Annotated in this window: 25 protein-coding genes; 13 read left to right on the top strand and 12 right to left on the bottom strand. The window is 76.2% G+C overall.

Going from position 1 to position 21,876, the window contains the following annotated elements:
- Window positions 1-136: 136 nt before the first annotated feature.
- Window positions 137-406 carry a DUF2277 domain-containing protein gene (locus tag IU369_RS02765; protein WP_217923042.1) on the top strand — a complete coding sequence of 90 codons (270 nt, stop codon included), beginning with the start codon at window positions 137-139 and terminating at the stop codon, window positions 404-406.
- 44 nt (window positions 407-450) lie between these two features.
- Here IU369_RS02765 and IU369_RS02760 read toward each other — a convergent pair whose 3' ends face one another.
- Window positions 451-765 (bottom strand): metal-sensitive transcriptional regulator, encoded by a 315-nt coding sequence (locus IU369_RS02760; protein ID WP_217923041.1) that lies wholly within the window; start codon window positions 763-765, stop codon window positions 451-453.
- Window positions 766-860: 95 nt separating this feature from the next.
- On the opposite strand from IU369_RS02760, the gene IU369_RS02755 reads away from it, so the two are divergent.
- From IU369_RS02755 to IU369_RS02740, 4 genes are read left to right on the top strand one after another with little or no spacing between them, the layout of a single operon-like run.
- The gene (locus IU369_RS02755) at window positions 861-1,067 is read left to right on the top strand and encodes a heavy-metal-associated domain-containing protein (RefSeq protein ID WP_217923040.1); all 207 of its coding nucleotides are present in this window, start codon (window positions 861-863) and stop codon (window positions 1,065-1,067) included.
- Entirely contained in the window at window positions 1,064-1,930 is an 867-nt protein-coding gene (locus tag IU369_RS02750) for a hypothetical protein (RefSeq protein ID WP_217923039.1), read from the top strand. Before IU369_RS02755 ends, IU369_RS02750 begins: the two co-directional genes overlap by 4 nt.
- A 50-nt stretch (window positions 1,931-1,980) precedes the next feature.
- Window positions 1,981-4,176, top strand: a complete 2,196-nt coding sequence (locus IU369_RS02745) for a heavy metal translocating P-type ATPase (RefSeq protein WP_343233218.1) — start codon at window positions 1,981-1,983, stop codon at window positions 4,174-4,176.
- A gap of 57 nt (window positions 4,177-4,233) precedes the next feature.
- Complete coding sequence (locus tag IU369_RS02740; protein ID WP_217923037.1) at window positions 4,234-5,004, top strand: proteasome-type protease; 771 nt, start codon at window positions 4,234-4,236, stop codon at window positions 5,002-5,004.
- A gap of 6 nt (window positions 5,005-5,010) precedes the next feature.
- Here the strand turns inward: IU369_RS02740 and IU369_RS02735 are convergent, their stop codons facing one another.
- The gene (locus IU369_RS02735; RefSeq protein ID WP_217923036.1) at window positions 5,011-5,964 is read right to left on the bottom strand and encodes an aldo/keto reductase; all 954 of its coding nucleotides are present in this window, start codon (window positions 5,962-5,964) and stop codon (window positions 5,011-5,013) included.
- A gap of 79 nt (window positions 5,965-6,043) precedes the next feature.
- Between IU369_RS02735 and IU369_RS02730 the strand changes: the two genes are divergently transcribed.
- Complete coding sequence (locus IU369_RS02730; RefSeq protein ID WP_217923035.1) at window positions 6,044-7,102, top strand: hypothetical protein; 1,059 nt, start codon at window positions 6,044-6,046, stop codon at window positions 7,100-7,102.
- Window positions 7,103-7,224: 122 nt separating this feature from the next.
- Here IU369_RS02730 and IU369_RS02725 read toward each other — a convergent pair whose 3' ends face one another.
- Both IU369_RS02725 and IU369_RS02720 read right to left on the bottom strand, forming a co-directional pair.
- Window positions 7,225-8,088, bottom strand: a complete 864-nt coding sequence (locus IU369_RS02725) for an ATP-binding cassette domain-containing protein (protein WP_217923034.1) — start codon at window positions 8,086-8,088, stop codon at window positions 7,225-7,227.
- Between the two features lie 142 nt (window positions 8,089-8,230).
- Window positions 8,231-8,386, bottom strand: coding sequence for a hypothetical protein (locus IU369_RS02720; RefSeq protein ID WP_217923033.1), 156 nt, complete (start codon window positions 8,384-8,386; stop codon window positions 8,231-8,233).
- A 190-nt stretch (window positions 8,387-8,576) separates the two neighbouring features.
- On the opposite strand from IU369_RS02720, the gene IU369_RS02715 reads away from it, so the two are divergent.
- The 4 genes from IU369_RS02715 to IU369_RS02700 are packed head-to-tail and all read left to right on the top strand — an operon-like array spanning window position 8,577 to window position 11,386.
- Window positions 8,577-9,248, top strand: a complete 672-nt coding sequence (locus IU369_RS02715) for an ABC transporter ATP-binding protein (protein ID WP_217923032.1) — start codon at window positions 8,577-8,579, stop codon at window positions 9,246-9,248.
- Window positions 9,238-10,020: an ABC transporter permease gene (locus tag IU369_RS02710; protein ID WP_217923031.1), complete on the top strand. Its 783-nt coding sequence runs from the start codon at window positions 9,238-9,240 to the stop codon at window positions 10,018-10,020. The genes IU369_RS02715 and IU369_RS02710 overlap by 11 nt, the downstream gene beginning before the upstream one ends.
- A 41-nt stretch (window positions 10,021-10,061) precedes the next feature.
- Window positions 10,062-10,958 (top strand): TIGR02587 family membrane protein, encoded by an 897-nt coding sequence (locus tag IU369_RS02705; protein WP_217923030.1) that lies wholly within the window; start codon window positions 10,062-10,064, stop codon window positions 10,956-10,958.
- On the top strand, window positions 10,955-11,386 hold the full coding sequence (locus IU369_RS02700; RefSeq protein WP_217923029.1) for a TIGR02588 family protein: 432 nt from the start codon (window positions 10,955-10,957) through the stop codon (window positions 11,384-11,386). Before IU369_RS02705 ends, IU369_RS02700 begins: the two co-directional genes overlap by 4 nt.
- Before the next feature lie 9 nt (window positions 11,387-11,395).
- Here the strand turns inward: IU369_RS02700 and IU369_RS02695 are convergent, their stop codons facing one another.
- The 6 genes from IU369_RS02695 to IU369_RS02670 form a co-directional block, all read right to left on the bottom strand.
- Window positions 11,396-12,496, bottom strand: a complete 1,101-nt coding sequence (locus IU369_RS02695; RefSeq protein WP_217923028.1) for an NAD(P)/FAD-dependent oxidoreductase — start codon at window positions 12,494-12,496, stop codon at window positions 11,396-11,398.
- 44 nt (window positions 12,497-12,540) lie between these two features.
- Window positions 12,541-14,217, bottom strand: coding sequence for a bifunctional diguanylate cyclase/phosphohydrolase (locus IU369_RS02690; protein ID WP_217923027.1), 1,677 nt, complete (start codon window positions 14,215-14,217; stop codon window positions 12,541-12,543).
- A 157-nt stretch (window positions 14,218-14,374) separates the two neighbouring features.
- The gene (locus IU369_RS02685; RefSeq protein WP_217923026.1) at window positions 14,375-14,911 is read right to left on the bottom strand and encodes a heme NO-binding domain-containing protein; all 537 of its coding nucleotides are present in this window, start codon (window positions 14,909-14,911) and stop codon (window positions 14,375-14,377) included.
- A gap of 224 nt (window positions 14,912-15,135) precedes the next feature.
- Complete coding sequence (locus IU369_RS02680) at window positions 15,136-15,321, bottom strand: hypothetical protein (RefSeq protein WP_217923025.1); 186 nt, start codon at window positions 15,319-15,321, stop codon at window positions 15,136-15,138.
- A complete protein-coding gene (locus IU369_RS02675; RefSeq protein ID WP_217923024.1) occupies window positions 15,318-15,599 on the bottom strand; it encodes a GlsB/YeaQ/YmgE family stress response membrane protein in 282 nt (93 codons plus the stop codon). The genes IU369_RS02680 and IU369_RS02675 overlap by 4 nt, the downstream gene beginning before the upstream one ends.
- A gap of 79 nt (window positions 15,600-15,678) precedes the next feature.
- Window positions 15,679-16,530: a methylenetetrahydrofolate reductase gene (locus IU369_RS02670; RefSeq protein WP_217923023.1), complete on the bottom strand. Its 852-nt coding sequence runs from the start codon at window positions 16,528-16,530 to the stop codon at window positions 15,679-15,681.
- Window positions 16,531-16,611: 81 nt separating this feature from the next.
- Here IU369_RS02670 and IU369_RS02665 point away from each other — a divergent pair, with 81 nt between their 5' ends.
- Complete coding sequence (locus IU369_RS02665) at window positions 16,612-17,043, top strand: universal stress protein (protein ID WP_217923022.1); 432 nt, start codon at window positions 16,612-16,614, stop codon at window positions 17,041-17,043.
- On the opposite strand, the gene ypfJ is transcribed toward IU369_RS02665, so the two are convergent.
- Complete coding sequence (ypfJ, locus tag IU369_RS02660; protein WP_217923021.1) at window positions 17,040-17,945, bottom strand: KPN_02809 family neutral zinc metallopeptidase; 906 nt, start codon at window positions 17,943-17,945, stop codon at window positions 17,040-17,042. The two genes, IU369_RS02665 and ypfJ, sit on opposite strands and share 4 nt — an antisense overlap.
- A gap of 88 nt (window positions 17,946-18,033) precedes the next feature.
- Between ypfJ and IU369_RS02655 the strand changes: the two genes are divergently transcribed.
- Both IU369_RS02655 and IU369_RS02650 read left to right on the top strand, forming a co-directional pair.
- Window positions 18,034-19,647 (top strand): class I SAM-dependent methyltransferase, encoded by a 1,614-nt coding sequence (locus IU369_RS02655; protein WP_425516809.1) that lies wholly within the window; start codon window positions 18,034-18,036, stop codon window positions 19,645-19,647.
- The gene (locus IU369_RS02650) at window positions 19,644-20,570 is read left to right on the top strand and encodes a XamI family restriction endonuclease (RefSeq protein WP_217923019.1); all 927 of its coding nucleotides are present in this window, start codon (window positions 19,644-19,646) and stop codon (window positions 20,568-20,570) included. Before IU369_RS02655 ends, IU369_RS02650 begins: the two co-directional genes overlap by 4 nt.
- Window positions 20,571-20,585: 15 nt before the next feature.
- On the opposite strand, the gene IU369_RS02645 is transcribed toward IU369_RS02650, so the two are convergent.
- Window positions 20,586-21,818: an HD domain-containing phosphohydrolase gene (locus tag IU369_RS02645; RefSeq protein WP_217923018.1), complete on the bottom strand. Its 1,233-nt coding sequence runs from the start codon at window positions 21,816-21,818 to the stop codon at window positions 20,586-20,588.
- Window positions 21,819-21,876: the final 58 nt, after the last annotated feature.

Below are 21,876 nucleotides of genomic sequence, written 5' to 3'. Positions count from 1 at the left end.
CGTTCGCGGGGACGGGAAGCGCCCGGCCGCCGGGTGGGGGGCGCCGTGGACGGATGCCCCTCGTCGCGGTCTGGGGTACGGTCGGTGCGGGGCCGGTCCGGCCGGCCGGCCGACGACGATCACGGGAGGGCCCGCCATGTGCCGCAACATCCGCACCCTGCACAACTTCGACCCGCCGGCGTCCGAGGACGAGGTCCAGGCCGCCGCCCTGCAGTACGTGCGCAAGATCAGCGGCAGCACCCGCCCCTCCCGCGCCAACGCCGAGGCGTTCGACCGCGCGGTCGAGGCCGTCGCCGCCGCGTCGCGGCAACTGCTCGGCGAGCTCGTCACGACGGCGCCCCCGAAGAACCGCGAGCGCGAGATCGCGCGCGCCCGGGAGCGGTACCGCCGCCGGTACGCCGCCTGATCCGGCCGGCGCCCCGCCCGCACGGGCGGGGCGCCCGGCGCGGCCTACCGCCGGCCCACCAGGCGGGTGAGCGCGGTCATCAGCTCCGCCCGCTTCGCCTCCTGGTTCTCGGGCGCGGCCCCGAGGACGCAGTGGCGGGTGTGCTCATCGACCAGCGCGAGCGCCACCTTGTCGAGCGCCGCCTGCGCGGCGCTGATCTGCTGGAGGATGTCGATGCAGTAGCGCTCGTCCTCCACCATGCCGGCGATGCCGCGGACCTGGCCCTCCACGCGGCGCAGCCGCTTCAGGACGTCCGCCGTCGCCCCGCCCGCGCTGTAGCCCGGGACGTCGGTCTGCTGGGTGGCTCGTGAGGTCGTCATGGCCTCACGTTGACATACACAGGGGGAGTATGCAATCGTCCGCCTGCCGGAGGGGATACCCCTACGGAGTATGAGAACCGAGTGAGGGGGACGACATGGACCGGGACACCGCGGAGTACGCCGTCGAGGGCATGACGTGCGCCCACTGCACCGCGGCCGTCGCGGAGGAGGTCGCCGCGGTGCCCGGGGTGCGGGACGTGGAGGTCGACCTCGAGAGCGGCGCGCTGCGCGTGCACGGCGACGGGGTCGACCGGGCGGCCGTGGCCGCGGCGGTCGCCGAGGCCGGGTACACGCTCCGATGAGGACGCCCGCCCGCCTCGTCGCGTTCGGCGCGGGGCTCGCCATCGTGTTCGCCGGCGCGGCCCTCGCCGGCGGCGCGCTCGACCCGCTGCGCGACTCCGGCGACGCACACGGCGGCGGCCACGGGGACGACCACTCCGCGGCCGCCCCCGTCGCCGCGGGAGGCCACGCGCCGCCGGGGCTCGCCGTCGCCGACGACGACCTGCGCCTGGTGGCGGACACGACGACGCTCCCCCGCGCTGCGTCCACGCGGTGGACCTTCCGCATCGTCGACGCCCACGGCGACGCCGTGACCGACTTCGACGTGGAGCACGAGCGCGAGATGCACCTGATCGTGGTGCGCCGCGACCTGAGCGGCTACCAGCACCTGCACCCGCGGCGCGATGCCGACGGCACCTGGCGCGTCGACCTGCGCCTTCCCGCTGCGGGCGTGTACCGGGCCTACGCCGACTTCTCCGCCGGTGGCCGCTCGTCCACCCTCGCGACCGACCTCTTCGTGGCGGGTGCGTTCACGCCGCGGGCGCTCCCCTCGCCCACCCCGGTCGACGAGGCCGGCGGCTATCGCGCCGAGCTGTCGGCCGAGGGCCTGGAGCCCGGCGCGAGCGCCGCGATCGCGTACGACCTGAGCCGGGACGGCCGGCCGTTGACCGCCATCGAGCCCTACCTGGGCGCCGACGGCCACCTCGTCGCGCTGCGCGAGGGCGACCTCGCCTTCCTGCACGTGCACCCGGAGGAGTCCGGCACGCCGGGCCGCATCCGCTTCGCCGCCGAGCTGCCCTCGGCGGGGCGCTACCGTCTGTTCCTGCAGTTCCGGCACGACGGCGCCGTCCGGACCGTCGCGCACACGCTGGAGGTCTCCCCGTGAGCCCCGCCACCCACCCCGGTCACGAGCGGCTCGAGCTGCCGATCACGGGGATGACGTGCGCCTCGTGCGCCGCCCGCGTCGAGAAGAGGCTGAACAGGCTCGAGGGCGTCGAGGCGTCGGTGAACTACGCCACCGAGACGGCGTCGGTCACCTTCGACCCGGCCGCCGTCGCCCCCGAGAGCCTGGTGGAGGCCGTCGAGCAGGTGGGCTACGGGGCGCACCTGCCCACCGCCGCCGACGCGGACGCCCCCGCCCCCGTGGAGGAGGCGGACCCGACCGCCGCGCTGCGCCGCCGGCTGGTCGTGTCGGCCGTCCTCACCCTGCCGGTCTTCCTGATGTCGATGATCCCGGCGCTCCAGTTCGACAACTGGCAGTGGCTCGCCCTGCAGCTCGCGACGCCGGTCGTCGTCTGGGGCGCCTGGCCGTTCCACCGCGCGGCCTGGACCAACCTGCGCCACGGGGCGGCGACCATGGACACGCTCATCTCCGTCGGCGTCCTCGCCGCCTGGACCTGGTCGGTCGTCGCCCTGTTCCTCCTCGACGCCGGCGACCCCTCGATGCGCATGGGCTTCGACCTGGTCATCGAGCCGGGCGCCGCCGCCGACCACATCTACCTCGAGGTGGCCACCGTCGTGACCACCTTCCTCCTCGCGGGCCGGTACTTCGAGGTGCGCGCCAAGCGCCGGGCGGGCGCCGCCCTGCGGGCCCTCCTGGAGCTCGGCGCGAAGGAGGCGTCGGTGCTCGGCGCCGACGGCGCCGAGCGGCGCGTGGCCATCGCCGACCTCGTCGTCGGCGACCGGTTCGTCGTCCGCCCCGGCGAGCGGATCGCGACGGACGGGGTCGTGGAGGAGGGGTCCTCCGCGGTCGACGCGTCGCTCCTCACCGGGGAGAGCGTGCCGGTCGAGGTGGCGCCGGGCGACGCCGTCGCCGGGGCCACGATCAACGCCGGCGGCCGGCTCGTGGTGCGCGCGACGCGCGTCGGGGCCGACACCGCCCTGGCGCAGATCGGCCGGCTCGTGACGGAGGCCCAGACCGGCAAGGCGCCGGTGCAGCGCCTCGCCGACCGCATCTCGGCGGTGTTCGTGCCGGTGGTCATCGCGCTGTCGGTCGGCACGCTCGGGTTCTGGCTGGCCAACGGCGCGGGGGCGACGTTCGCCTTCACCGCGGCCGTCGCCGTGCTGATCATCGCCTGCCCCTGCGCCCTCGGCCTCGCCACGCCCACCGCCCTGCTGGTGGGGACGGGGCGCGGCGCGCAGCTCGGCCTCCTGATCCGGGGCCCCGAGGTGCTGGAGTCGACGCGCCGGGTCGACACGGTGGTGCTCGACAAGACCGGCACCGTGACGAGCGGCGAGATGTCGCTGGTCGACGTGGCCCTCGCCCCCGGCGAGGAGCGCTCCGAGGTGCTGCGCCTGGTCGGCGCGCTCGAGGACGGCTCCGAGCACCCGATCGCCCGGGCGATCGCCGCGGCGGCACGCGACGAGCTCGGCGGGCTGCCTCCGGTCGAGGGCTTCGCCAACCGGGAGGGCCTCGGGGTGGAGGGGGTCGTCGACGGCCACGGGGTCGTCGTGGGACGCCCGGCGCTGCTGGCCGACTGGGGCCTGACGCTGGACGACACCCTGACCGGGGCGCTCGAGGGGGCACAGGCCTCGGGGCGCACCGCGGTCGCCGCCGCATGGGACGGACGGGTGCGCGCGCTGCTGATCGTGTCCGACACGATCAAGCCGTCGAGCGCCGAGGCGATCCGGCGGCTGCGCGACCTCGGCCTGCGGCCCGTGCTGCTCACCGGCGACAACGACGCCACCGCACGGGCCGTCGCCGCCGAGGTCGGGATCGACGAGGTGATCGCCGAGGTCCTGCCGTCGGAGAAGGCGGAGGTCGTGCGCCGCCTGCAGTCGGAGGGGCGGGTGGTGGCGATGGTGGGCGACGGCGTCAACGACGCCCCCGCGTTGGCGCAGGCCGACCTCGGCCTGGCGATCGGCACCGGCACCGACGTCGCCATCGAGGCGTCCGACCTCACCCTCGTGTCCGGCGACCTGCGCGCCGCCGGGGACGCCATCCGGCTGTCGCGCCGCACGCTCGGCACCATCAAGGGCAACCTCTTCTGGGCGTTCGCGTACAACGTCGCGGCGCTGCCGCTGGCGGCGCTCGGGTACCTCAACCCGCTCGTCGCCGGCGTCGCGATGGCGCTCTCCAGCGTCTTCGTCGTGTCCAACTCGCTGCGCCTGAGGCGGTTCGCCCCGGCGTGAGGGAGGGGGCGCCGCTACGCTCCGCGCCCGCACCCGCATCCCCCCGAGGAACCCCGCATGACGTACTGCCTGGCCCTGCGCCTGGACGAGGGGCTCGTCTTCATGGCCGACACCCGCACCAACGCGGGGCTCGACGACGTCCGCGCCTACCGCAAGCTGCACGTGCTGCGGCCGGCGCCGGACCGGGTCTTCGTACTCCAGGCGGCCGGGAGCCTCGCGACGACCCACGAGGTGCTCGACCGGATCGCACGGGACCTCGCCGCGGGGGACGGGCGCGAGAGCCTCGCGAGCGTCGCGGGCCTCTTCGAGGCGGGGCTCTACGTGGGCCGGCTGAGCCGCGAGGTCGCGGCGAGCCACCGGGAGGCGCTCAGCGCCAGCGGCTCGCGCGGCACCGCGACGTTCATCCTCGGGGGGCAGATCGCCGGTGAGCCCCCCGACCTGCTGCTGATCTACGCGGAGGGCAACTACATCCGCGCCTCGCGCGAGCGCCCCTTCCTGCAGATCGGCGAGAGCAAGTACGGACGGTTCGTGCTCGAGGTCGCGGCCTCCGCCGGCGCCGACGTCCCCTCGGCGATCCGGGTCGCGCTCGCGTCGATGATGACGACGGCGCGGGCGACGCTGTCGGTGGGGCCGCCGTACGACGTCGGCGTGTACCTCGACGGCGCGCTCGACGTCTCGGAGTTCCGCATCGACGCGGGCTCCGCGCAGCTCGCCGGCCTCGGCGAGGCGTGGGAGCGCCTCATGTGCGAGGCCGTCGGGGGCCTGCCGGACGTCGCCCCCGTCGCCGCGGTCCCCGGGCCGCCGGACGTCCCCGCCGGGACCCGGTAGCCGACCTCAGGCGGCGGCGTCGAGCCGGGCGACCTCGTCCGGCTCCAGGGTCAGCGTCATCGCGCCCGCCAGCTCGCGGACCTGGGCGACGGTCGTCGCGCTCGCGATCGCGCAGGTGACGCCCGGCTGGGCGATGACCCACGCCAGGGCGACCTGGGCGGGGGTGGCGTCGTGGGCCGCCGCGACGGCCTCGACCGCGTCGAGGGCGGCGAAGCCCCGGTCGTCGAGGTAGCTCCGGGAGACGCCGGCGGCGCGGGGGGTGTCGGGCAGGGCGTCCCCCCGCCGGTACTTGCCCGTCAGGAAGCCGCGTGCGAGGGCGAAGTAGGCGGCGACCCCGATGCCCTCGGAGGCGCAGAGGGCGCGCACCTCGTCGTCGTATCCGTCGCGGTCGAGGACGTTGAGCGGCGGCTGGTACCCCTCGAAGCGGGCGAGGCCCTCGCGGGCGCTGATCTCCAGCGCCTCGCGCAGCCGCCCGACCGGGTAGTTGGACGCGGCGATCGTCCCGACGACCCCCTGCCGCACCAGCTCGTCGAAGGTGCGGAGCGTCTCCTCGAGCGGCGTGCCCGGGTCGTCCTCGTGGGCGTAGTAGAGGGCGATCCGGTCGACCCCGAGCCGCTCCAGCGAGGCCTCGACACGGCGCAGGATGCCGTCGCGGGTGAGCCCCTTCGGCTGGTCGGGGCCGCCCGCCATGCCGACCTTCGTCGCGACCACCACGTCGGCGGGCACGTCCCGCGACGCGAGCCAGCGGCCGACGATGCGCTCCGACTCGCCCCCCGCGTTGCCCGGGACCCAGGCCGAGTAGATGTCGGCGGAGTCGATCACGTTGCCGCCCGCGGCGACGTAGGCGTCGAGCACCGCGAGCGAGGCGTCCTCGTCGGCGCTCCAGCCGAAGACGTTGCCGCCGAGGCACAGCGTGGAGAGCCGCAGGGGGCTGCGGCCGAAGGGGCGTCGTGTGTCCATCGGGGCAGGCTAGCCCCGCCGCACCGGTCCCGCCCGCCGCCGCCGCGCGGGGTGGGGGCGGGTCTGCTTGACTCGATGCATGCCCGAACACGGAACGTGGGTCGGCAGGACGGTCCGCTTCGCCCGCATGGCGGGCACATCGACCGCGGCCCCCGACGCCGCGCCGTGGGTCACCGACTTCCTGAACGCCGCGTACTACGCGCGCCCGGCGGACGAGCGGTCGGTCGACGACCTGCGGCTGGCGTTCACGATCCTCACGACGCGCTGGTGGCGGAGGGGCGCACGGCGGCTGCACCTGACCGACCTCCGCCGCTTCCACCGCGCATTCGGGCGGCGGCGCATGAGCCCGCGGGGCGGGTTCGGGCGCCTCACCCGCGAGGACCTCCTCGCGGGCGCGGAGCGGATGCTCGGCCCCGGGTTCGCCGTGGGGTACGACGACCCGGCCCGGACCGGCTGGGGGATCGTCTTCGCCACCCCCGACGAGCGGGCGTCGTACATCCCGGAGGTGCGGCTGCGGTCGGCGCGGCTCGGCCCGATGACCCCTCCCCTCGGCCCGCCCGCCGACCTTGTGTGGCAGTCCTACCCGCCGGTCCCGGTGCCCGACGTCCCCCTGACCCTCTCCCGCATCGCCGCGCCCGAGCGGTGGCCCGCGTCGGGCTCGGACCACGGGCGCTTCACGCCGCTGCGGACGGGTGGCCTGCCGGGGCAGACGTTCGAGATCGAGGTGGTCGCGGGCGCCGGCACGCGGCACCCCCTCATCACCCGCGGCTACGTCACCGCGACCCGCGTCTCGGACGGGGGCACCCCGGAGGCCCTGGCGGACGCCGTCGCCCGCCTCGAGGCCGGGCTGGCCGGCGCGGGCGGCGCCGTGCCCCCGGGGCAGTCGCCGGTCGCCGTCGTGGAGCTCACCACCCACGCCGGCCACTTCATCGGGCCCGCCGTCTCGAACCTGCTCCTGACGTCGGGACCCGACGGCGGGACGCTCCGCGACATCGGCGTCTGGGAGCCCATGGCGTTCCCCCAGCGGACGGCGTACCGCCTCGGCGGCCGGGACGCCCAGCACGCCTTCTGGGGCGAGGCGGCGCCGTCGGGCAGCATGCTCCACCAGTTCGCCGCGCCGGACGCCACCGCCGACTGAAGAGACGCTCAGAGCGCGGCCAGCACCGCCGCCGACGGGGCGACGAACGCGAAGGACGCCGCCAGGATGCCGAGGGCGGCGTCGTGCGCGGCGGGGCCCATCATCTCTCCCCCGGTGGACCGTCAGTCCACGCCGTCGACGGTGCGGCGCGCCTCGTCGTCCTCGACGACGAGCCCCTCGACCCGCAGGACCGGCTCCGTGCCGGCGGGGGTGCGCTGGCGGGGCAGGGCGACGATCTCCCCGCCGTTCATGGCGCGGGCGATGTCGGCCTCCCGGTAGGCGCCGCGGGCGAAGACGCCCTGGAGGCGGCCGCCGCGCAGCACGCTCACCCGGTCCGCCACCTCGGAGACCTCGGTGAGCGTGTGGGTGATGAGGACCGCCGAGTGCCCCTGGGCGCGGAGCTCCTCGAGGGCCGTGAAGAGGGAGCGGATGCCGGCGGGCCCGAGGGACGCGGTCGGCTCGTCGAGGATGAGGACCCGGGCCCCGCGGTAGAGCAGCTTCAGGATCTCGACGCGCTGCTGCACATCGACCGGCAGGTCGCGGACACGTGCGCGGGGGTCGACCTGCAGCCCCGACCGCTCCGCGACGGCGGCGACCTCCTCCTCGATCACCACGCGCCGCAGCCGGGGGTTCCAGGAGGAGCGCGAGCCGAGCACGACGTTCTCGGCGACGGTGAAGTCGGGGACGAGCATGAGGTGCTGGTGGACCATCCCGATCCCGGCCTCCAGCGCCTCGCGGGGGGACGCCAGGTCACGCGGGTGGCCGTTGACCACGAGCTGGCCGTCGTCGGGCCGGAGCAGGCCGACGAGGATGCTCATGAGGGTGGTCTTGCCGGCGCCGTTCTCGCCGAGGAGGCAGTGGACCTCCCCCTCGCGGAGCTCGAAGTCGATCTGGTCGCAGGCGGTGAGGGCGCCGAACCGCTTCGTGATCCCGAGCATGCGGATCGCCGTCGGGGCCGGGGTGGGGGTGCTCGCCGAGTCGCTCATGGGGCGGCATCCTGCGCCCCCGGGGCCCGGGGGGCGTTGGGCCTCCGCAAGAGAAGTGGGAGGGGCCCTTTGTGCTCCCGTACATAGTCAGGGAGGGGCCTCCGGGGGCGCGACCGCGACCGCGCGCCCCGCCGCACGGACCTCAGTCGCCCGCCGCGCCCTCCGCCCCGGACGCCCGCGACAGCGCCTCGGCCGCCCGCGCGGTGCGCACGGCGCGCAGCCCGAGGGCGACGACGCCCACGAGGAGCGTGAACAGGACGACCGCGTAGGCCGCCGCGGTGATGTCGCCGGCGCTCATGACCCTCCCCCTCCTCGCTGTCACGTCCACCGCGCCCGCCGGACCGGCCGAGCGGGGGCCCCGCGACCGTACGACCTCGGCCGCGCGCGGGACAGCGGCGGCGGGGATCGATCGGACCCGCCGATCGGGGCGCGGGGGCCGCGGGCCGACCTCCCCCCGGGGCCACCGGCGCGCTGCGATGATCCCCGGGATGACCGGGACGACACCCCTGTTCGCGTTCGAGGGGGTCGCCGTGGAGGACGGGTCGCGGACGCTGCTCGCCCGGGTCGACGCGCGGCTCCCCGACGGCGGGGTCACCGTCCTGCTCGGCCCCTCCGGATCCGGCAAGTCGACGCTGCTGCGGCTCTGCAACCTCCTGGAGGTCCCGACGCGGGGGCGGGTGCTGTTCCGCGGGGCGGACCTCGCGGGCTGCGACGTGCTCGCGCACCGGCGGCGCGTGGGGATGGTCTTCCAGCAGCCCGTCCCGTTCGGCGGCACCGTCCGCGACAACCTGCGGGTCGCGGCGCCCGAGGTCCCCGAGGCCGACCTCCGCGCCGCCCTCGGCCGCGCGCACCTGCCGGCCTCCTTCCTCGACCGCGTCGCCTCGGAGCTGTCGGGCGGCGAGAGCCAGCGCGCCTGCCTCGCGCGGTCCCTCGTGCCCGGTCCGGAGGTGCTGCTCATGGACGAGCCGACCAGCGCCCTCGACGGCGACGCCCGCGACGCCCTGGAGCGGCTCGCGCGGGAGCTGGCGGACGACGGCGTCCCGGTGGTGTGGGTGACGCACGACCTGGCGCAGGCGGCGCGGCTCGCGACGTGGGTGGTGCGCCTCGAGGCGGGGCGCGTCCGGTGGAGCGGCCCGCCGGGGGGTGGCGGTGCAGGGTGACGTCGGCGCCCTCGGGGTGCTCGCGGCCCTGTCGATGGTCGCCGTCGCGGTGCTGCTGTCGTGGCGCGGCGGCCTCGGCCTGGAGCGCGGCATCGCGTGGGCGTCGGCGCGTGCGCTGGTGCAGCTCCTGCTCGTCGGCGTCGCCCTCGACCTCGTCATCGACCCGGACCGCCCGCTCGCCCTGTCGTGGCTCTGGATCGTGGCGATGGTGCTGTTCGCGGCCGACGTCGCGCGGCGGCGCGCGCCCGAGGTCCCCGGCCTGTGGCTGCTGACGGTGGTGGCGTTCGCCGCGACGGGGGTCGTCACGCTCGGGGTGGTCTTCGGGCTCGGCGTGTTCCCCCTGGAGGGCCGCACCCTCGTGCCGATCGCGGGCCTCGTGATCGGCAACTCGATGAACGCGACGGTGCTCGCGGCCCGGCGGATCGTGGAGGAGCTGCGCGACCGGCGGCTGGAGGTGGAGGCCCGCCTCGCGCTCGGGCAGCCGTCGCGGGAGGCGGCCCGGCCCCACGTCCGCGCCGCCCTCCGGACGGCCCTGTCGCCGCAGATCGAGACCACCAAGGCGGTCGGGATCGTCTTCCTGCCCGGCGCGATGACCGGGTTGATCCTGGCCGGCGTGGAGCCGATCGACGCGGTGCTGGTGCAGGCCGTGGTGATGTACCTCGTGCTCGGGTCGGCGGCCGTCGCCACCACCGTCGTCGCGACGGGCCTGGTGCGCCGCCTCTTCACCCCCGACCACCGGCTGACGCGCCTCACACGGCCGGCCGACGGCTGACGGGGGTTCGGGAAACCGGTCGCGGGTAACCTGCGCCTCGCATGACGACCACCGGCCACGCCGCCGCCCGATCGGGCGGCTGGCGACGCGAGGGAGCGGACCTCGTCCGCGGCGCCTCCGGCGGGCTGCTGTTCGGCGTGCCCCTCCTCTACACGATGGAGGTCTGGTGGTACGGCTCGTGGGTGCACCCGCGCTGGGTGCTCGGCGCGCTCGCGATCTCGTTCCTGGTCGTCGTCGCGCTGAACCGCACGTCGGGCTTCCGCGACACGCGCGCGTCGGGCTGGCGCGACGCCGCCGCCGACGGCGTCGAGATGGTCGCGATGGCGTTGATCTGCGCGGCCGCGGTCCTGATCCTGCTGCGGCAGATCACGGTGACGACGTCGCTCGCGGAGGCCATCGGCACCACGGTGTTCGAGGCGATCCCCTTCGCGTTCGGGGCGGCCCTCTCGCGCCAGCTCCTGCGCCACGTCGAGGGGGAGGACGCCGACGACGACGGGGGCGGCGACCTGGCGGACGACGTCGGCGTCGAGGACCCCGCCATCAGCCGGACGCTGGCCGACGCCGGCGCCGCGGCGGTCGGCGCCCTCGTGCTGGCGTTCAGCATCGCCCCCACCGACGAGATCCCCGACATCGCCGACTCGGTCACCGCCCCGTGGCTGCTGCTGATCGTCGGGGCGTCGCTGCTGATCTCGTACGCCATCGTCTTCGCCGCCGGCTTCCGCGACCAGGCCGGGCGCCAGGAGCACGAGGGCCTCTTCCAGCGGCCGTTCGCGGAGACGGTCGCCGCGTACGTCATCTCGCTGGCGGTGGCGGCGCTCATGCTCCTGTTCTTCCAGCGCATCGGTCCCGACCAGTCATGGGAGACCTGGATGACCTACACCATCGTCCTCGGCCTGCCGGCCACCATCGGCGGCGCCGCCGGGAGGCTCGCGGTATGAGCGACGACACGCCACGGGAGCCGGGGGAGCCGCGGCCGCAGGAGGGGCGTCCCCCGCGCACCACGGCGGAGCGGTGGACCCTCGCCGTCTCCGGCCTCCTGATCGCACTCGTCGTCGGCGTCGTGGTGGCGTCGTGGGTCAGCGGCCCGGGGGGGCCGCCCGTGCTGGTGGCGAGCGCCACCGGTGAGGTCGAGGTGGGCGGCGGCGCCTACCGGGTGCCGTTCGAGGTGCGCAACGACGGCGGGGAGACCGCCGACCAGGTGCAGGTGGTGGCGTCCCTCGAGATCGACGGGGAGGTCGTCGGCGAGGGCGAGCAGTCGTTCCCGTTCCTGTCGGGTGGCGAGACCGAGAGCGGGGAGTTCCTGTTCGAGGACGACCCCACCACCGGCACGCTCACCATCGAGGTCGCGAGCTACGCCACCCCGTAGGGGACCGGTTCACCCGGCGGCGGCCCCGAGGCGCGCCGCGGGGCGCAGGTCGAGTGACGGCGTCGCCCCGGTGGCCATGTCGGCGAGGGCGACACCGAGGCCGGGTGCCTGCTTGAAGAGGTTGTGGCCCGCGAGGAACAGCGCGCCGCCCGCCGGCCACACCGCGACGCCGTCGGGCCCCCACGGCAGCTCGGTCACCCAGCACGCGCGGGCGCCGGTGGGCTCCGGGTCGAGTCCGGGCAGGGCCCGGGCGACGTAGGCGCAGGTGCGCGCGGCGAGGGCCTCGAGGCCGGCGGCGTCGGCGAGGGCGCCGTCGGCGCCCGCCGCGACGGTCTCCGCGATGCCGAGGCCGTAGAGGCCGTTGCCGGGCAGCGCCGCCGCGTAGACCCCCGTCTCGCCGAACGCCCCGCTCGAGTCCTGCAGGCACGGCAGGCGGTCCGGGGCCGGTCCCCGAACGGGGAACGTCATGCGGATGTGGGCGGCGAGGGCGACGGGCGGCTCCACGCCGACGGCGCGCGCGAGCGGCGCCGTGCCGCGGCCGGCGCAGACGACCGCGCCCGCGTACGTCCGACGGCCGCCGCCCGCCACGACCTCGACGCGGCCGTCGTCGCGGGGGCGCACCGCCAGCACCTCGTCCGCGACGACGGCGTCGCCGAGCGCCGCCACCAGGGCCGCGACGGCCGCCTCGGTGCGGATCGACCCGCCGGCCTCGTCGATCATCGCCGGACCCTCGTAGGCGGCGAGGGCGGGGAGCAGCGCCGCGAGCTCACCGGGGTCGAGCGCGCGCGCCGGGACGCCGCCGTCGTCGCGGAGCACGGCGAGCCGCCGGGGGACGGCGTCGCCGATGGCGACGGCGCCGTCGCCGGACACGGTCTCGATGCCGAGGCGGTCCCCCCACTCCCGCCAGAGGAGCCGCGACGCCCGGGCGGCGGCGACCATGCGGGGGTCGTCGTGCGCGTGGCGGAAGATCCGCGAGGCGCCGCCCGACTGGGCGTTGCCGGGCGTGCCGGGGTCGAGGACGCGCACCGCGACCCCGCGCTCCCGCAGCGCGAACGCCACGCTCAGGCCGACGATGCCGGCGCCGACGACCGCGATCTCGGGGGTGGCCACGGTCCCACCGTACCCCCGCGCGCCGCGCGACACCCCGGGGCGGGTCAGGTCAGGGGCGAGGGCGCCTCCGCCCCGGGGGGCGGCGCCGGGTCGAGCGCCCCGTCGGCCCGGAGCGCGGCGAGGGCGTCGACCGCCCACGGCGCGAACTGGGCGCCGCGCTCGCGGAGGCACTCGGCGAACGCGTCGTCGGCGCTGCCGGCGTCGCGGTAGGGGCGCGCCGAGGTCATCGCGTCCCAGGCGTCGGCCATCGCGAGGATCGCGGCGCCGTCGCTCAGCTCCCCCTCGCCGAGCCCGTCGGGGTAGCCGCGCCCGTCCCAGCGCTCGTGGTGGCCGCGGACCCAGGCGACCTGACCGGGGTCGAACACCTCGCTCACGATCTCCGAGCCGAGGGCGGCGTGCGCCTTCAGGTCGCGGTACTCGTCGTCCGTCAGCGGGCCGGCCTTCAACAGGATCGCGTCCGAGATCGCGAGCTTGCCGACGTCGTGCACGAGGCCCGCCTCGCGGAGCCGGTCCGTGTCCTCGGTGTCCCACCCGAGGCGCTCCGCGAGCCGCGCGGCGAGCGCGGCGACGCGCTCCGAGTGGCGGCTCGTGAACGAGTCCTTGGCATCGACGGCGCGGGCGAGCATCCGGATGCTCTGCAGCGCCTGCTGGCGCCGGAGGCGCACCGCCTGGTCCTCGGCCGACAGCGCCCGCACCACGTCCGGCGAGTAGTGGAAGACGACGTTGCGGCCGTGGTGCTTGGCCCAGTAGAGCGCGCCGTCGGCGAGCCGGTAGAGATCCGCGGCGTCGGCGGCGCGCGACAGCTCGCAGACGCCGGCCGACACGGTGATCCCCCCGACGCCCGGCATCGGCGCCTGCTCGATCGCGGAACGGGCGCGCTCGGCGGCCTGCCACGCGTCGAGGCCGTCCGCCTCCGGCATCAGCCAGGCGAACTCCTCGCCGCCGACGCGCGCGACGAGGTCGCCGTCGCGGGCCTCCCGCTCCAGCACCTGCGCGGCGGCGACGAGCACCTCGTCGCCCACCTGGTGCCCGAGGGCGTCGTTGACCGCCTTGAAGCGGTCGAGGTCGAACAGCACGAGCGACAGTGCGCGGCCGTGCCGCTCGGCCCGCGCGACCTCGTCGCCGAGGCGGTCGTGGAAGGCGCGGTGGTTCGCGAGGTCGGTCAGCGGGTCGCGGGCGGCCCGGCGCTCCGCCTGCGCCAGGCTCTCGAGGGTGGCGGCGTGCAGGCGCGCGTTGGCGACGGCCATGCTCGCCATGCCCGCGAGGCTCCGCGCCAGCAGCTCGTCGTGGCGGGTGATGTCCCGCGGCTCCCTCCACGACACGAACAGGGATCCGAGCACCGCCGCGTCGCGGTCGGTGGCGCCGACGGAGGAGTGCTCGAGCCACACGCCCAGGATCGCGCCGGGCGGGAGCGCGGCCCGCAGGACCGGGGGGAGCGTCCGGGACGCCGCGACGTCGGGGATCACGACGGGCTCGCCGTGCATCAGGTGCCAGATCGGGACGTCCTCGCGGCGCCGGCCCTCGACCGCGGTCAGCCGGGCGAGGCGGCGCGGGTCCTCCTCGGTGCTGAAGACGCGCGCCATGTGGCGGCCGTCCTCGGAGTGGACGTAGCAGGTGGCCCGGTCCGCCCCGAGCGCTCGGCGCGCCGCGTCGGCGACGGCGCGGAGGGTGGCGTCCATGTCGAGGGCGCCCTCCAGCAGGCGGGCGGCCGTCTCGGCCACGATCCGGGCGCGCCCCTCGGCGTCGCGGAGGTCCGCGAGGGCGTCGTAGAGGGCCGTCTGGCCCGCTCGGCGATGCTCTCCGCCGCGGCCCGGGCGCGCCGCTCGCGGGCGGCGCGGCGCTCGAGCCGGCCGGCGTCGGTCGCGCCGCCGCCGGCGGTCACGTGAACGTCGCCACGATCGTGCAGCGCGACCCGCCGTCGCGGAGGCACTCGCGGTGCGCGAGGTGGACGGCCTGGTCGTAGTGCGCGGCCGCGCCCTCGATCATCCCCTCCGCGAAGGCGCACATCCGCCGCTCGGAGACGTAGCGGATGACGAGGACGTCGGGGGCGGGGTCCTCGAACGACATCCGCGGGGGCCGGGCGCCCGGGTAGATCTTGACCACCTCCCGGTGGATGACCCGGTCGAGCGTCAGCAGGAACGGCTTCACGGTGGCGTGGGGCGTGAAGAACTCGGGGAAGCGCTCCGCGAGGCCCGGCAGGGCCCGCCGCCCGAAGGCGCGCAGCACCTCGTCGGGCGCCGCGTCCTGGTGGCGGCAGACGCCCCCGACGAGCGCGACCAGCTCGGCGTCGTCGTAGTTGCCCAGGGCGGTGTAGGCGCCGTCGACGCCCGTCTCGTCGAGCAGGTCGTCCCAGGTCCCCGGCCCGTGGGACTCCGTGACGGCGTCCTCCAGCAGGTTGAAGACGATGCCCTTCATGGTGCGCGCTCCGGGTCCGGGGACGGACGTGTTCCCGGGAATGGATCGGCGCGCGGCGGCGCCGTCGTGAGCGCCGGACCGCGCCCGGATGGGGGCGGCGACGGCGGCCGGACGGTGACGGCGACGGGCACGGGGGCGTTTCCTGCCGGGGGACGGATCGCCGCCAACCTCGCGCACGCCCCCGGAACGGCGGAGGGCCCCGGTGGGGGCCCTCCGCGTGGTGCTCAGTCCTCCCCGCCCACCTGCTCGCGGGGGTTGACCCACTCCTTCTGCCGCTCGGCGATCTCCGCCTGCCGCGTCTGCTCGGCGTCGATCTCCTCCGGCGGGGCGTCGGGGTCGAAGCCCTCGTCGGGGTGCTCGATCACCTCGACGTCCTCGGCGTCGATCTCCGGCGGGTCGGGGGGCGTCACGTGGTCCGCCCCACGCCACTCCGGTTGCCCGTGACGAGGCGGTAGACGAACAGGAGGATGATCGCGCCGACGATGGCCGTCAGCCACGTCGAGATGTCGAAGAACTCGTCGAGCGGGTCGGCGTCGAAGATCGCGCCGGCGAGGAAGCCGCCGATGACCGCGCCGGCGATGCCGATGAGCGTGGTGACGATGAAGCCACCCGGGTCGGCGCCCGGCATGATGGCCTTCGCGATGACGCCCGCGATGAGGCCGAGGATGATGAAGGCGATGATGCCCATGGGATGAGTCTCCCGGTCCGGTGGGATGAGTTCGTGCTGCGCTCCATTGCCCACCGGGGCCCGGCCCCGAAACCGCGGGTCAGGCGTCCAGTCCGCTCCAGACCTCCTGCACCGACGCCGCGCGGTTGAGGGTGTAGAGGTGCAGCCCCGGGGCGCCCACGGCCTCGAGGCGGCGCCCGAGGTCGACGGCGACCTCGACCCCCAGGGCGCGCACCGCGGCGGGGTCGCCGGCGACCCGGTCGAGGCGGTCGGACAGGTCCCGCGGGATCGTCGTGCGGTTCATGCCCGCCATGCGGCGCAGGCCGTCGGCGCTGGTGAACGGCATGACCCCGGGGACCACCGGCCGGTCGCAACCGAGGGCGGCGAGCTCGTCGCGGAGCCGCTCGTAGTCCTCGACGCGGAAGAAGAACTGGGTGACGGCGAAGTCGGCGCGCGACAGCTTGGCGGCGAGGTGGCGGCGGTCCTCGGCGCGGTTCCGGGAGCGCGGGTGCGTCTCGGGGTGCGCGGCGACCCCGATGCAGAAGTCCCCGCGGTGCTCCCGGACCACGTCGAGCAGCTCCGCGGCGTACGCGAAGTCGCCGGTGACGGCGCCGTCGGCGGGCGGGTCGCCGCCGAGCGCGAGGATGTTGGCGACGCCGCCGTCGGCGTACTGGTCGAGCAGCGCGGCGATCTCGGCGCGCGAGTGGCCGACGCAGGTGAGGTGGGCCATCGTCGGGAACGGCAGGTCCCGGTTCATCCCGATCACGAGGTCGCGTGTCGTGTCGCGCGTGCTGCCGAGCGCGCCGTAGGTGACGGACGCGAACGAGGGCGACAGGCCGGCGAGCTCGGCGAGGGCGGAGCGCAGGTTCTCCTCGCCCTCCGGCGTCTTCGGCGGGAAGAACTCCAGCGAGCGCGTCCGGCCGGCGGCCAGCAGACGGGAGATCGGCGTCACCGCGGAGAGGTTAGGGAACACGCGGCGCGGTCGCCGGTGACGGGTCTACCCTCGGTGGCAGGACATCGACAGGAGACCGCCATGGACGCCCCCTACCGCCACATCGCCTGCTGCATCGACGACTCCCCGGCGTCGGAGCGGGCGCTCGCCGAGGCGCGCCGCCTGCGCGCCCTGGGCCAGGGGCGGCTGAGCCTCGTGCACGTCGTGCAGTTCCCGCTCCCCTACGCCGTCGGGTTCGGTGCCCCCCAGCCCGACCCGACCGACCTCATCGACGGGGCGCGGCGCTGGCTCGACGGCATCGCCCGCGACGTGGACGAGGGCGAGCCCGTCCTGCTCGAGGGGCAGCCGGCCTCGGAGGTGTGCGCGTGGGCGGCGGGCAACGCGGTGGACCTGCTGATCTGCGCGGCGCACCACGGCCTCGCGCACCGCCTGGCGCTCGGCAGCTTCGCCCACAACCTCGTCGGCAACGCCCCCTGCCCCGTGCTGGTGCTCCGGCCCCCGCCGGCCCCCTAGACCGTCTCGGGGGAGAAGGTGTTGCAGGCGTCGACGCGGCCGTCCTGGAAGCCGACGAGGAACCACCGCTGGCGCTGCTCCGAGCTGCCGTGGGTGAACGTCTCCCGGTCGTAGGTGCCGGTCGCCTGGGTCTGCAGGCGGTCGTCGCCGACGGCGGCGGCCGCGGCGAGGCCCTCCTCCAGGTCGCCCTCCTCCAGCAGCGAGTCCTCGTAGGCGGTGCGGGCCCAGATGCCGGCGTAGCAGTCGGCCTGCAGCTCCAGCCGCACGGACAGCTCGTTCGCCTGGTCGGGCCGCTCCTGCTGGAGGCGGTTCACCTCGGGGAGCGTCCCGAGCAGGTTCTGGACGTGGTAGCCGAACTCGTGGGCGATGACGTAGGCCTGGGCGAAGTCGCCGGGCGCGCCGAAGCGGTCGCTGAGCTCGCGGAAGAACGCGAGGTCGAGGTAGATGCGTTGGTCGGCGGGGCAGTAGAAGGGCCCCGTCGCCGACGTCGCCGGGCCGCAGCCGGTGTCGACGCCGCCCCGGAAGAGGCGGACGGCGGTCAGCTCGTACTGGCGCGGTGGGTCGGCGTTGGCGAACGCGTCGGCCCAGGAGTCCTGGATGTCGCCGACGACGAACGAGACGAACTGGACGAGGTCGGCCTCGGGGTCCGGGGCCGAGGAGTCGAGGCCGGGCCCGGTCGCCGTGGGCGCCTGCGGGAACGCGTCGAGGCCGCCCGGGTCGAGCGAGAAGCCACCGCCCCCGCCGCCGCCCAGCACGGAGACGAGGATGGCGATGATCACGCCGACGATGCCGAGGCCGCCGAGGCCGCCGCCGACCTTGCCGCCGATGGGGATGCGGCTGCCGGATCCCGATCCGCGGAGGTCCTCGACCCCGCCGCCACCCTGACCCCTGCGCCACTTCATCGCGTTCCGTCCCGGTCGACGCGGCGATTCTAGTGCCCGCGCGGGGGGCGGGGGCGTCCGCCGGCGTTCCTAGTCTCCGGGCGTGAGGATCGCCGCCCCCGACGACGCGCTGACCACCGAGGACGCCCTCCTCGCGGCGGCGCTCGGACTCGGCGCCGCCGACGTCCCCGGGTGGTCACCGGAGGAGGACGACCTGGTGCGCGCGAGCACCGCGGCCGCCGCCGGACGCGACGTGCTGGCGGGGCTGCGGGCCGCGGTCGGCGAGGGGCGCGACCCCCTGGGCGAGGCGTTCTGCCGCCTGCGCGACCCGGGCCGCCGCCGGCCGGAGGGCGCCACGTACACGCCCCCGGCGATCGTCTCCGCGATGACGGCGTGGGCGGCGGGCCTCCCCGCGCCCGCCCGGGTCGTCGACCCGGGGGCCGGGTCGGGCCGGTTCACCGTCGCCGCGGGGCGGCGCTTCCCGCACGCCCGGCTGCTCGCGGTCGAGCGCGACCCGCTCGCGGCCGTCGTGTGCCGCGCCCACGTCGCCGCCGCCGGCCTCGCCGGACGCGCACGCGTGGTCGTCGGCGACTACCGCACCGCCGACCTCGGCCGCGAGGACGGGCGCACGCTGTGGCTCGGCAACCCGCCGTACGTGCGCCACCACCAGATCCCGGCGGGGTGGAAGGAGTGGCTCACCCTCACGGCGCACGCGCACGGCCTGGAGGCCAGCCAGCTCGCCGGGCTCCACGTGCACTTCTTCCTCGCGACCGCGGCCCGGGCGCGCCCGGGGGACGCCGGCGCGTTCATCACGTCGTCCGAGTGGCTCGACACGAACTACGGGCGGCTGGTCCGCGAACTGCTGCTCGGCCCCCTCGGCGGCGAGGCGATCCACGTGCTCGAACCGACCGCCACGCCCTTCGAGGACGCCGCGGTGACCGGCGCGATCACCTGCTTCGCGCCGGGACGCCCGGAGGGCGCGGTGCGCATGCGCCGGGTGGCGGAGGTCGCCGAGCTCGGGGAGCTCGCCGGCGGGCGCGAGGTGCCCGCCGCCCGCCTGCGCGAGGCCCGGCGGTGGACCCCGCTGACGCGCGCGCCGCGCGCCGTCCCGCCCGGGTGGGTCGTGCTGGGCGACCTCTGCCGGGTGCACCGCGGAGCCGTGACGGGCCGCAACTCCACCTGGGTCGTGCGCCCCGGCGAGACCGACCTGCCCGAGCGCGTCCTGTTCCCGGCGGTCACCCGGGCGAAGGAGATCTTCGACACCGGCGCCGCCCTCACCGCCGGCGACCACCTGCGGCTCGTCGTCGACCTGCCGGTCGACCTCGGGGCCTTCGAGGGCGACGAGCTGCGGCGCATCGAGCGCTTCCTGCGGGCGGCCCGCCGCGACGGCGCCCACGACGGCTACATCGCCCGTGCCCGCCGCGCCTGGTGGTCCGTGGGACTGCGGGCGCCGGCGCCGATCCTCGCGACCTACATGGCGCGCCGCCCCCCGGCGTTCACGCGCAACACGATCGGCGCGCGGCACATCAACATCGCCCACGGCCTCTACCCGCGCACCGAGCTGCCGGAGCCGGTCCTGGAGCGCCTCGTCGCCGGGCTCCGGCACGGCGTCAGCGTGGAGGACGGCCGCACCTACGCCGGGGGGCTCACCAAGTTCGAGCCGCGGGAGATGGAGCGCCTGACGGTGCCCGACCCGTTCCGGGAGGACCCGCCCGAGTGGTGAGCGCCGTCTTCACCCCCCCGCCGCGGTGGAGCGGCGAGACCCTCGGGCGGGAGGTCGCCGCGGCCGTCGAGAGCTTCCGCCAGGAGCGCGAGCAGGAGCCGCTCGAGCAGTACCTGCGCCACCTCGACGAGTGCCTCGGCACGTTCGAGGAGCTGGTCGAGCTGACGGTCGACCTCGTCGAGCTCCGCGCACGCGCCGTCGAGGTGGTCACGATGCCCGAGATGCTGGAGGCGCTGCGGTTCGTCGCGGGGCCGCCGATCTCGGTCGACGACCTGCGGGTGATCGCCCGGACGACGCTCGCGCCCACCCGGCTGCGGGCCGACCCGGAGGCGGCGGCCCGCATCGTCGACAGCGTGTGCCTCGGCCTCGACGGGCGGCGTTTCCCCTGGGTCGCGGAGGGGCGCGAGCCGAGCGAGGCGGAGCGGGGCGCGGCGGTGCTGGCGTCGGCGGTGCTGATGGCGACGGAGCGGACCCGCACCGTCCGCCGCAACGAGGCGCGGACCGGCCAGGAGGGCGCCGTGGCCGCCGCGCTCGTCGCCGCCGGGTTCCGGATGGTCCCGCCCCCGCGCGCGATCCGCACCCTGGAGGACGCCCCGGGGCCCGGGGAGTTCTGCGTCGAGGTCGACTTCGGCGGCCGCAAGGCCGACCTCGTCGTCGGCCTCTGGGACCGGCGCCGCATGCCGGTCGAGTGCAAGGTCTCGAACTCGATGACCAACTCGTACAAGCGGGTCAACAACGACGCCGCGGTGAAGGCGGTCGGCTGGCTGAAGGCGTTCGGGGAGGATCAGGTCGTGCCCGCTGCCGTCCTGTCCGGGGTCTTCAAGGCGTCGAACCTGGAGTCGGCGCAGGCGCGCGGCCTCACCCTCTTCTGGGCCCACCGCCTCGACGACCTCGTGGAGTGGGTGGGCCGCACGCGCCCGTGAGCCCCGCGGGGTGGCTCAGACGGCCACCGGACGGGGCGCGGGGCGCTCCATCTCCTCGAGCATCACGACGCTGAGGAACGCGTCGACGCAGGTGGGGCAGAACTGGGCCCCGCGGTCGGCGACGATCCGGCGGAGCGCCTCGTCGGGGTCCATGCCGTCGCGGTACGGGCGGTCGGCGGTCATCGCGTCGTAGGCGTCGACCACCGCGACGACGCGCGCGCCGAGGGGGATGCGCTCACCGGCGAGGCCGTCGGGGTAGCCGGCGCCGTCCCACCGCTCGTGGTGGTGGCGCACGACCGGGAGGGCGGCGGCGAGGGCGGGGACGCGGGCGACGATCGAGGCCCCGATGGCGGAGTGGCGGCGCATCTGCGCCATCTCGTCGTCGGTGAGGCGGCCGGGCTTGCCGAGCACGGCGTCGGGGATGCCGATCTTGCCGACGTCGTGGAGGCGGGCCCCCTGGCGCAGGGCCTCGAGCGACGCGGCGTCCATGCCGAGGGCGCGTCCCACGGCGACGGCACGGCGCGCGACGCGGGCGAGGTGCTCGTCGGTGAGGGGGTCGCGGGCCTCGGCGGCGCTCGCGAGCGCCGCGATCGTCGCCTCGTAGGACTCCTCGAGGCGCCGGCCGGCGCGCTGCTCGCGCCCGATCTCGCGCTGCATCTCGGTGATCAGGTGACCGCCGAGCGCCGTGAGCGCACGGTCGGGGCCCGGGGCGGGCGGCGGCAGGGCGTCGAGGGCGGCGGACCAGCGGCGCGCGAGGCCGGCGTCGTGGTCCTCCAGGTAGGTCGCGACCCAGCGGGCCGCGGCGTGCGTGAGGCGGGGGTCGTACGACCAGACGGCGTCGCAGCGGCGGTCGCGCGTCGGCCGCTCCTCGACCTCGTCCTGCCGGTGGTCGCGGGCGACGAGCACCGCCGCGCTGTCCCCGCCGCCGTAGACGACGAGCACCCAGTCGTGCCAGAACGGGTCGTCCGGGCCGACGCCGAGCACCGACAGGGGGCCGTCGGTCCCGCTCGCGAGGCCGCCGCCGACGGCGACGGTGAGTGCGCTCCGCGCGCCGATGCGCAGGTAGCGCCCCCGGTCGTGCGCGAAGAACCGCGCGCGCTGGAATCCGCCGAACACCAGCGGGGGCGGGCCGCCCGCCGCGATGCCGCGGTCCTCCATGGCGTGGGAGAGGGCGATGAGGCTCCGCTTGCCGTATCCGGCGGGGGCCCCGGCGGTGCCGGCGTGGACGAGGTCGACGAGTGAGCGCATGGTCCTGTGGATCGGCCGCCCGCGACACGTGCGTGAGCCGCGGTGCCCCCGGGATGTT

The organism is Miltoncostaea oceani (assembly GCF_018141545.1).
Taxonomy (GTDB): Bacteria; Actinomycetota; Thermoleophilia; order Miltoncostaeales; family Miltoncostaeaceae; genus Miltoncostaea; species Miltoncostaea oceani.
Note: the sequence above shows the minus strand (reverse complement) of the source record. Positions and strands in the feature narration are given on the sequence as shown.

Coding starts and splice junctions, on each gene's coding strand:
- IU369_RS02765 (WP_217923042.1), top strand. CDS start 137: ATGTGCCGCAACATCCGCACCCTGCACAACTTCGACCCGCCGGCGTCC.
- IU369_RS02760 (WP_217923041.1), bottom strand. CDS start 765: ATGACGACCTCACGAGCCACCCAGCAGACCGACGTCCCGGGCTACAGC.
- IU369_RS02755 (WP_217923040.1), top strand. CDS start 861: ATGGACCGGGACACCGCGGAGTACGCCGTCGAGGGCATGACGTGCGCC.
- IU369_RS02750 (WP_217923039.1), top strand. CDS start 1,064: ATGAGGACGCCCGCCCGCCTCGTCGCGTTCGGCGCGGGGCTCGCCATC.
- IU369_RS02745 (WP_343233218.1), top strand. CDS start 1,981: ATGACGTGCGCCTCGTGCGCCGCCCGCGTCGAGAAGAGGCTGAACAGG.
- IU369_RS02740 (WP_217923037.1), top strand. CDS start 4,234: ATGACGTACTGCCTGGCCCTGCGCCTGGACGAGGGGCTCGTCTTCATG.
- IU369_RS02735 (WP_217923036.1), bottom strand. CDS start 5,964: ATGGACACACGACGCCCCTTCGGCCGCAGCCCCCTGCGGCTCTCCACG.
- IU369_RS02730 (WP_217923035.1), top strand. CDS start 6,044: ATGCCCGAACACGGAACGTGGGTCGGCAGGACGGTCCGCTTCGCCCGC.
- IU369_RS02725 (WP_217923034.1), bottom strand. CDS start 8,088: ATGAGCGACTCGGCGAGCACCCCCACCCCGGCCCCGACGGCGATCCGC.
- IU369_RS02720 (WP_217923033.1), bottom strand. CDS start 8,386: ATGAGCGCCGGCGACATCACCGCGGCGGCCTACGCGGTCGTCCTGTTC.
- IU369_RS02715 (WP_217923032.1), top strand. CDS start 8,577: ATGACCGGGACGACACCCCTGTTCGCGTTCGAGGGGGTCGCCGTGGAG.
- IU369_RS02705 (WP_217923030.1), top strand. CDS start 10,062: ATGACGACCACCGGCCACGCCGCCGCCCGATCGGGCGGCTGGCGACGC.
- IU369_RS02700 (WP_217923029.1), top strand. CDS start 10,955: ATGAGCGACGACACGCCACGGGAGCCGGGGGAGCCGCGGCCGCAGGAG.
- IU369_RS02685 (WP_217923026.1), bottom strand. CDS start 14,911: ATGAAGGGCATCGTCTTCAACCTGCTGGAGGACGCCGTCACGGAGTCC.
- IU369_RS02675 (WP_217923024.1), bottom strand. CDS start 15,599: ATGGGCATCATCGCCTTCATCATCCTCGGCCTCATCGCGGGCGTCATC.
- IU369_RS02665 (WP_217923022.1), top strand. CDS start 16,612: ATGGACGCCCCCTACCGCCACATCGCCTGCTGCATCGACGACTCCCCG.
- ypfJ (WP_217923021.1), bottom strand. CDS start 17,945: ATGAAGTGGCGCAGGGGTCAGGGTGGCGGCGGGGTCGAGGACCTCCGC.
- IU369_RS02645 (WP_217923018.1), bottom strand. CDS start 21,818: ATGCGCTCACTCGTCGACCTCGTCCACGCCGGCACCGCCGGGGCCCCC.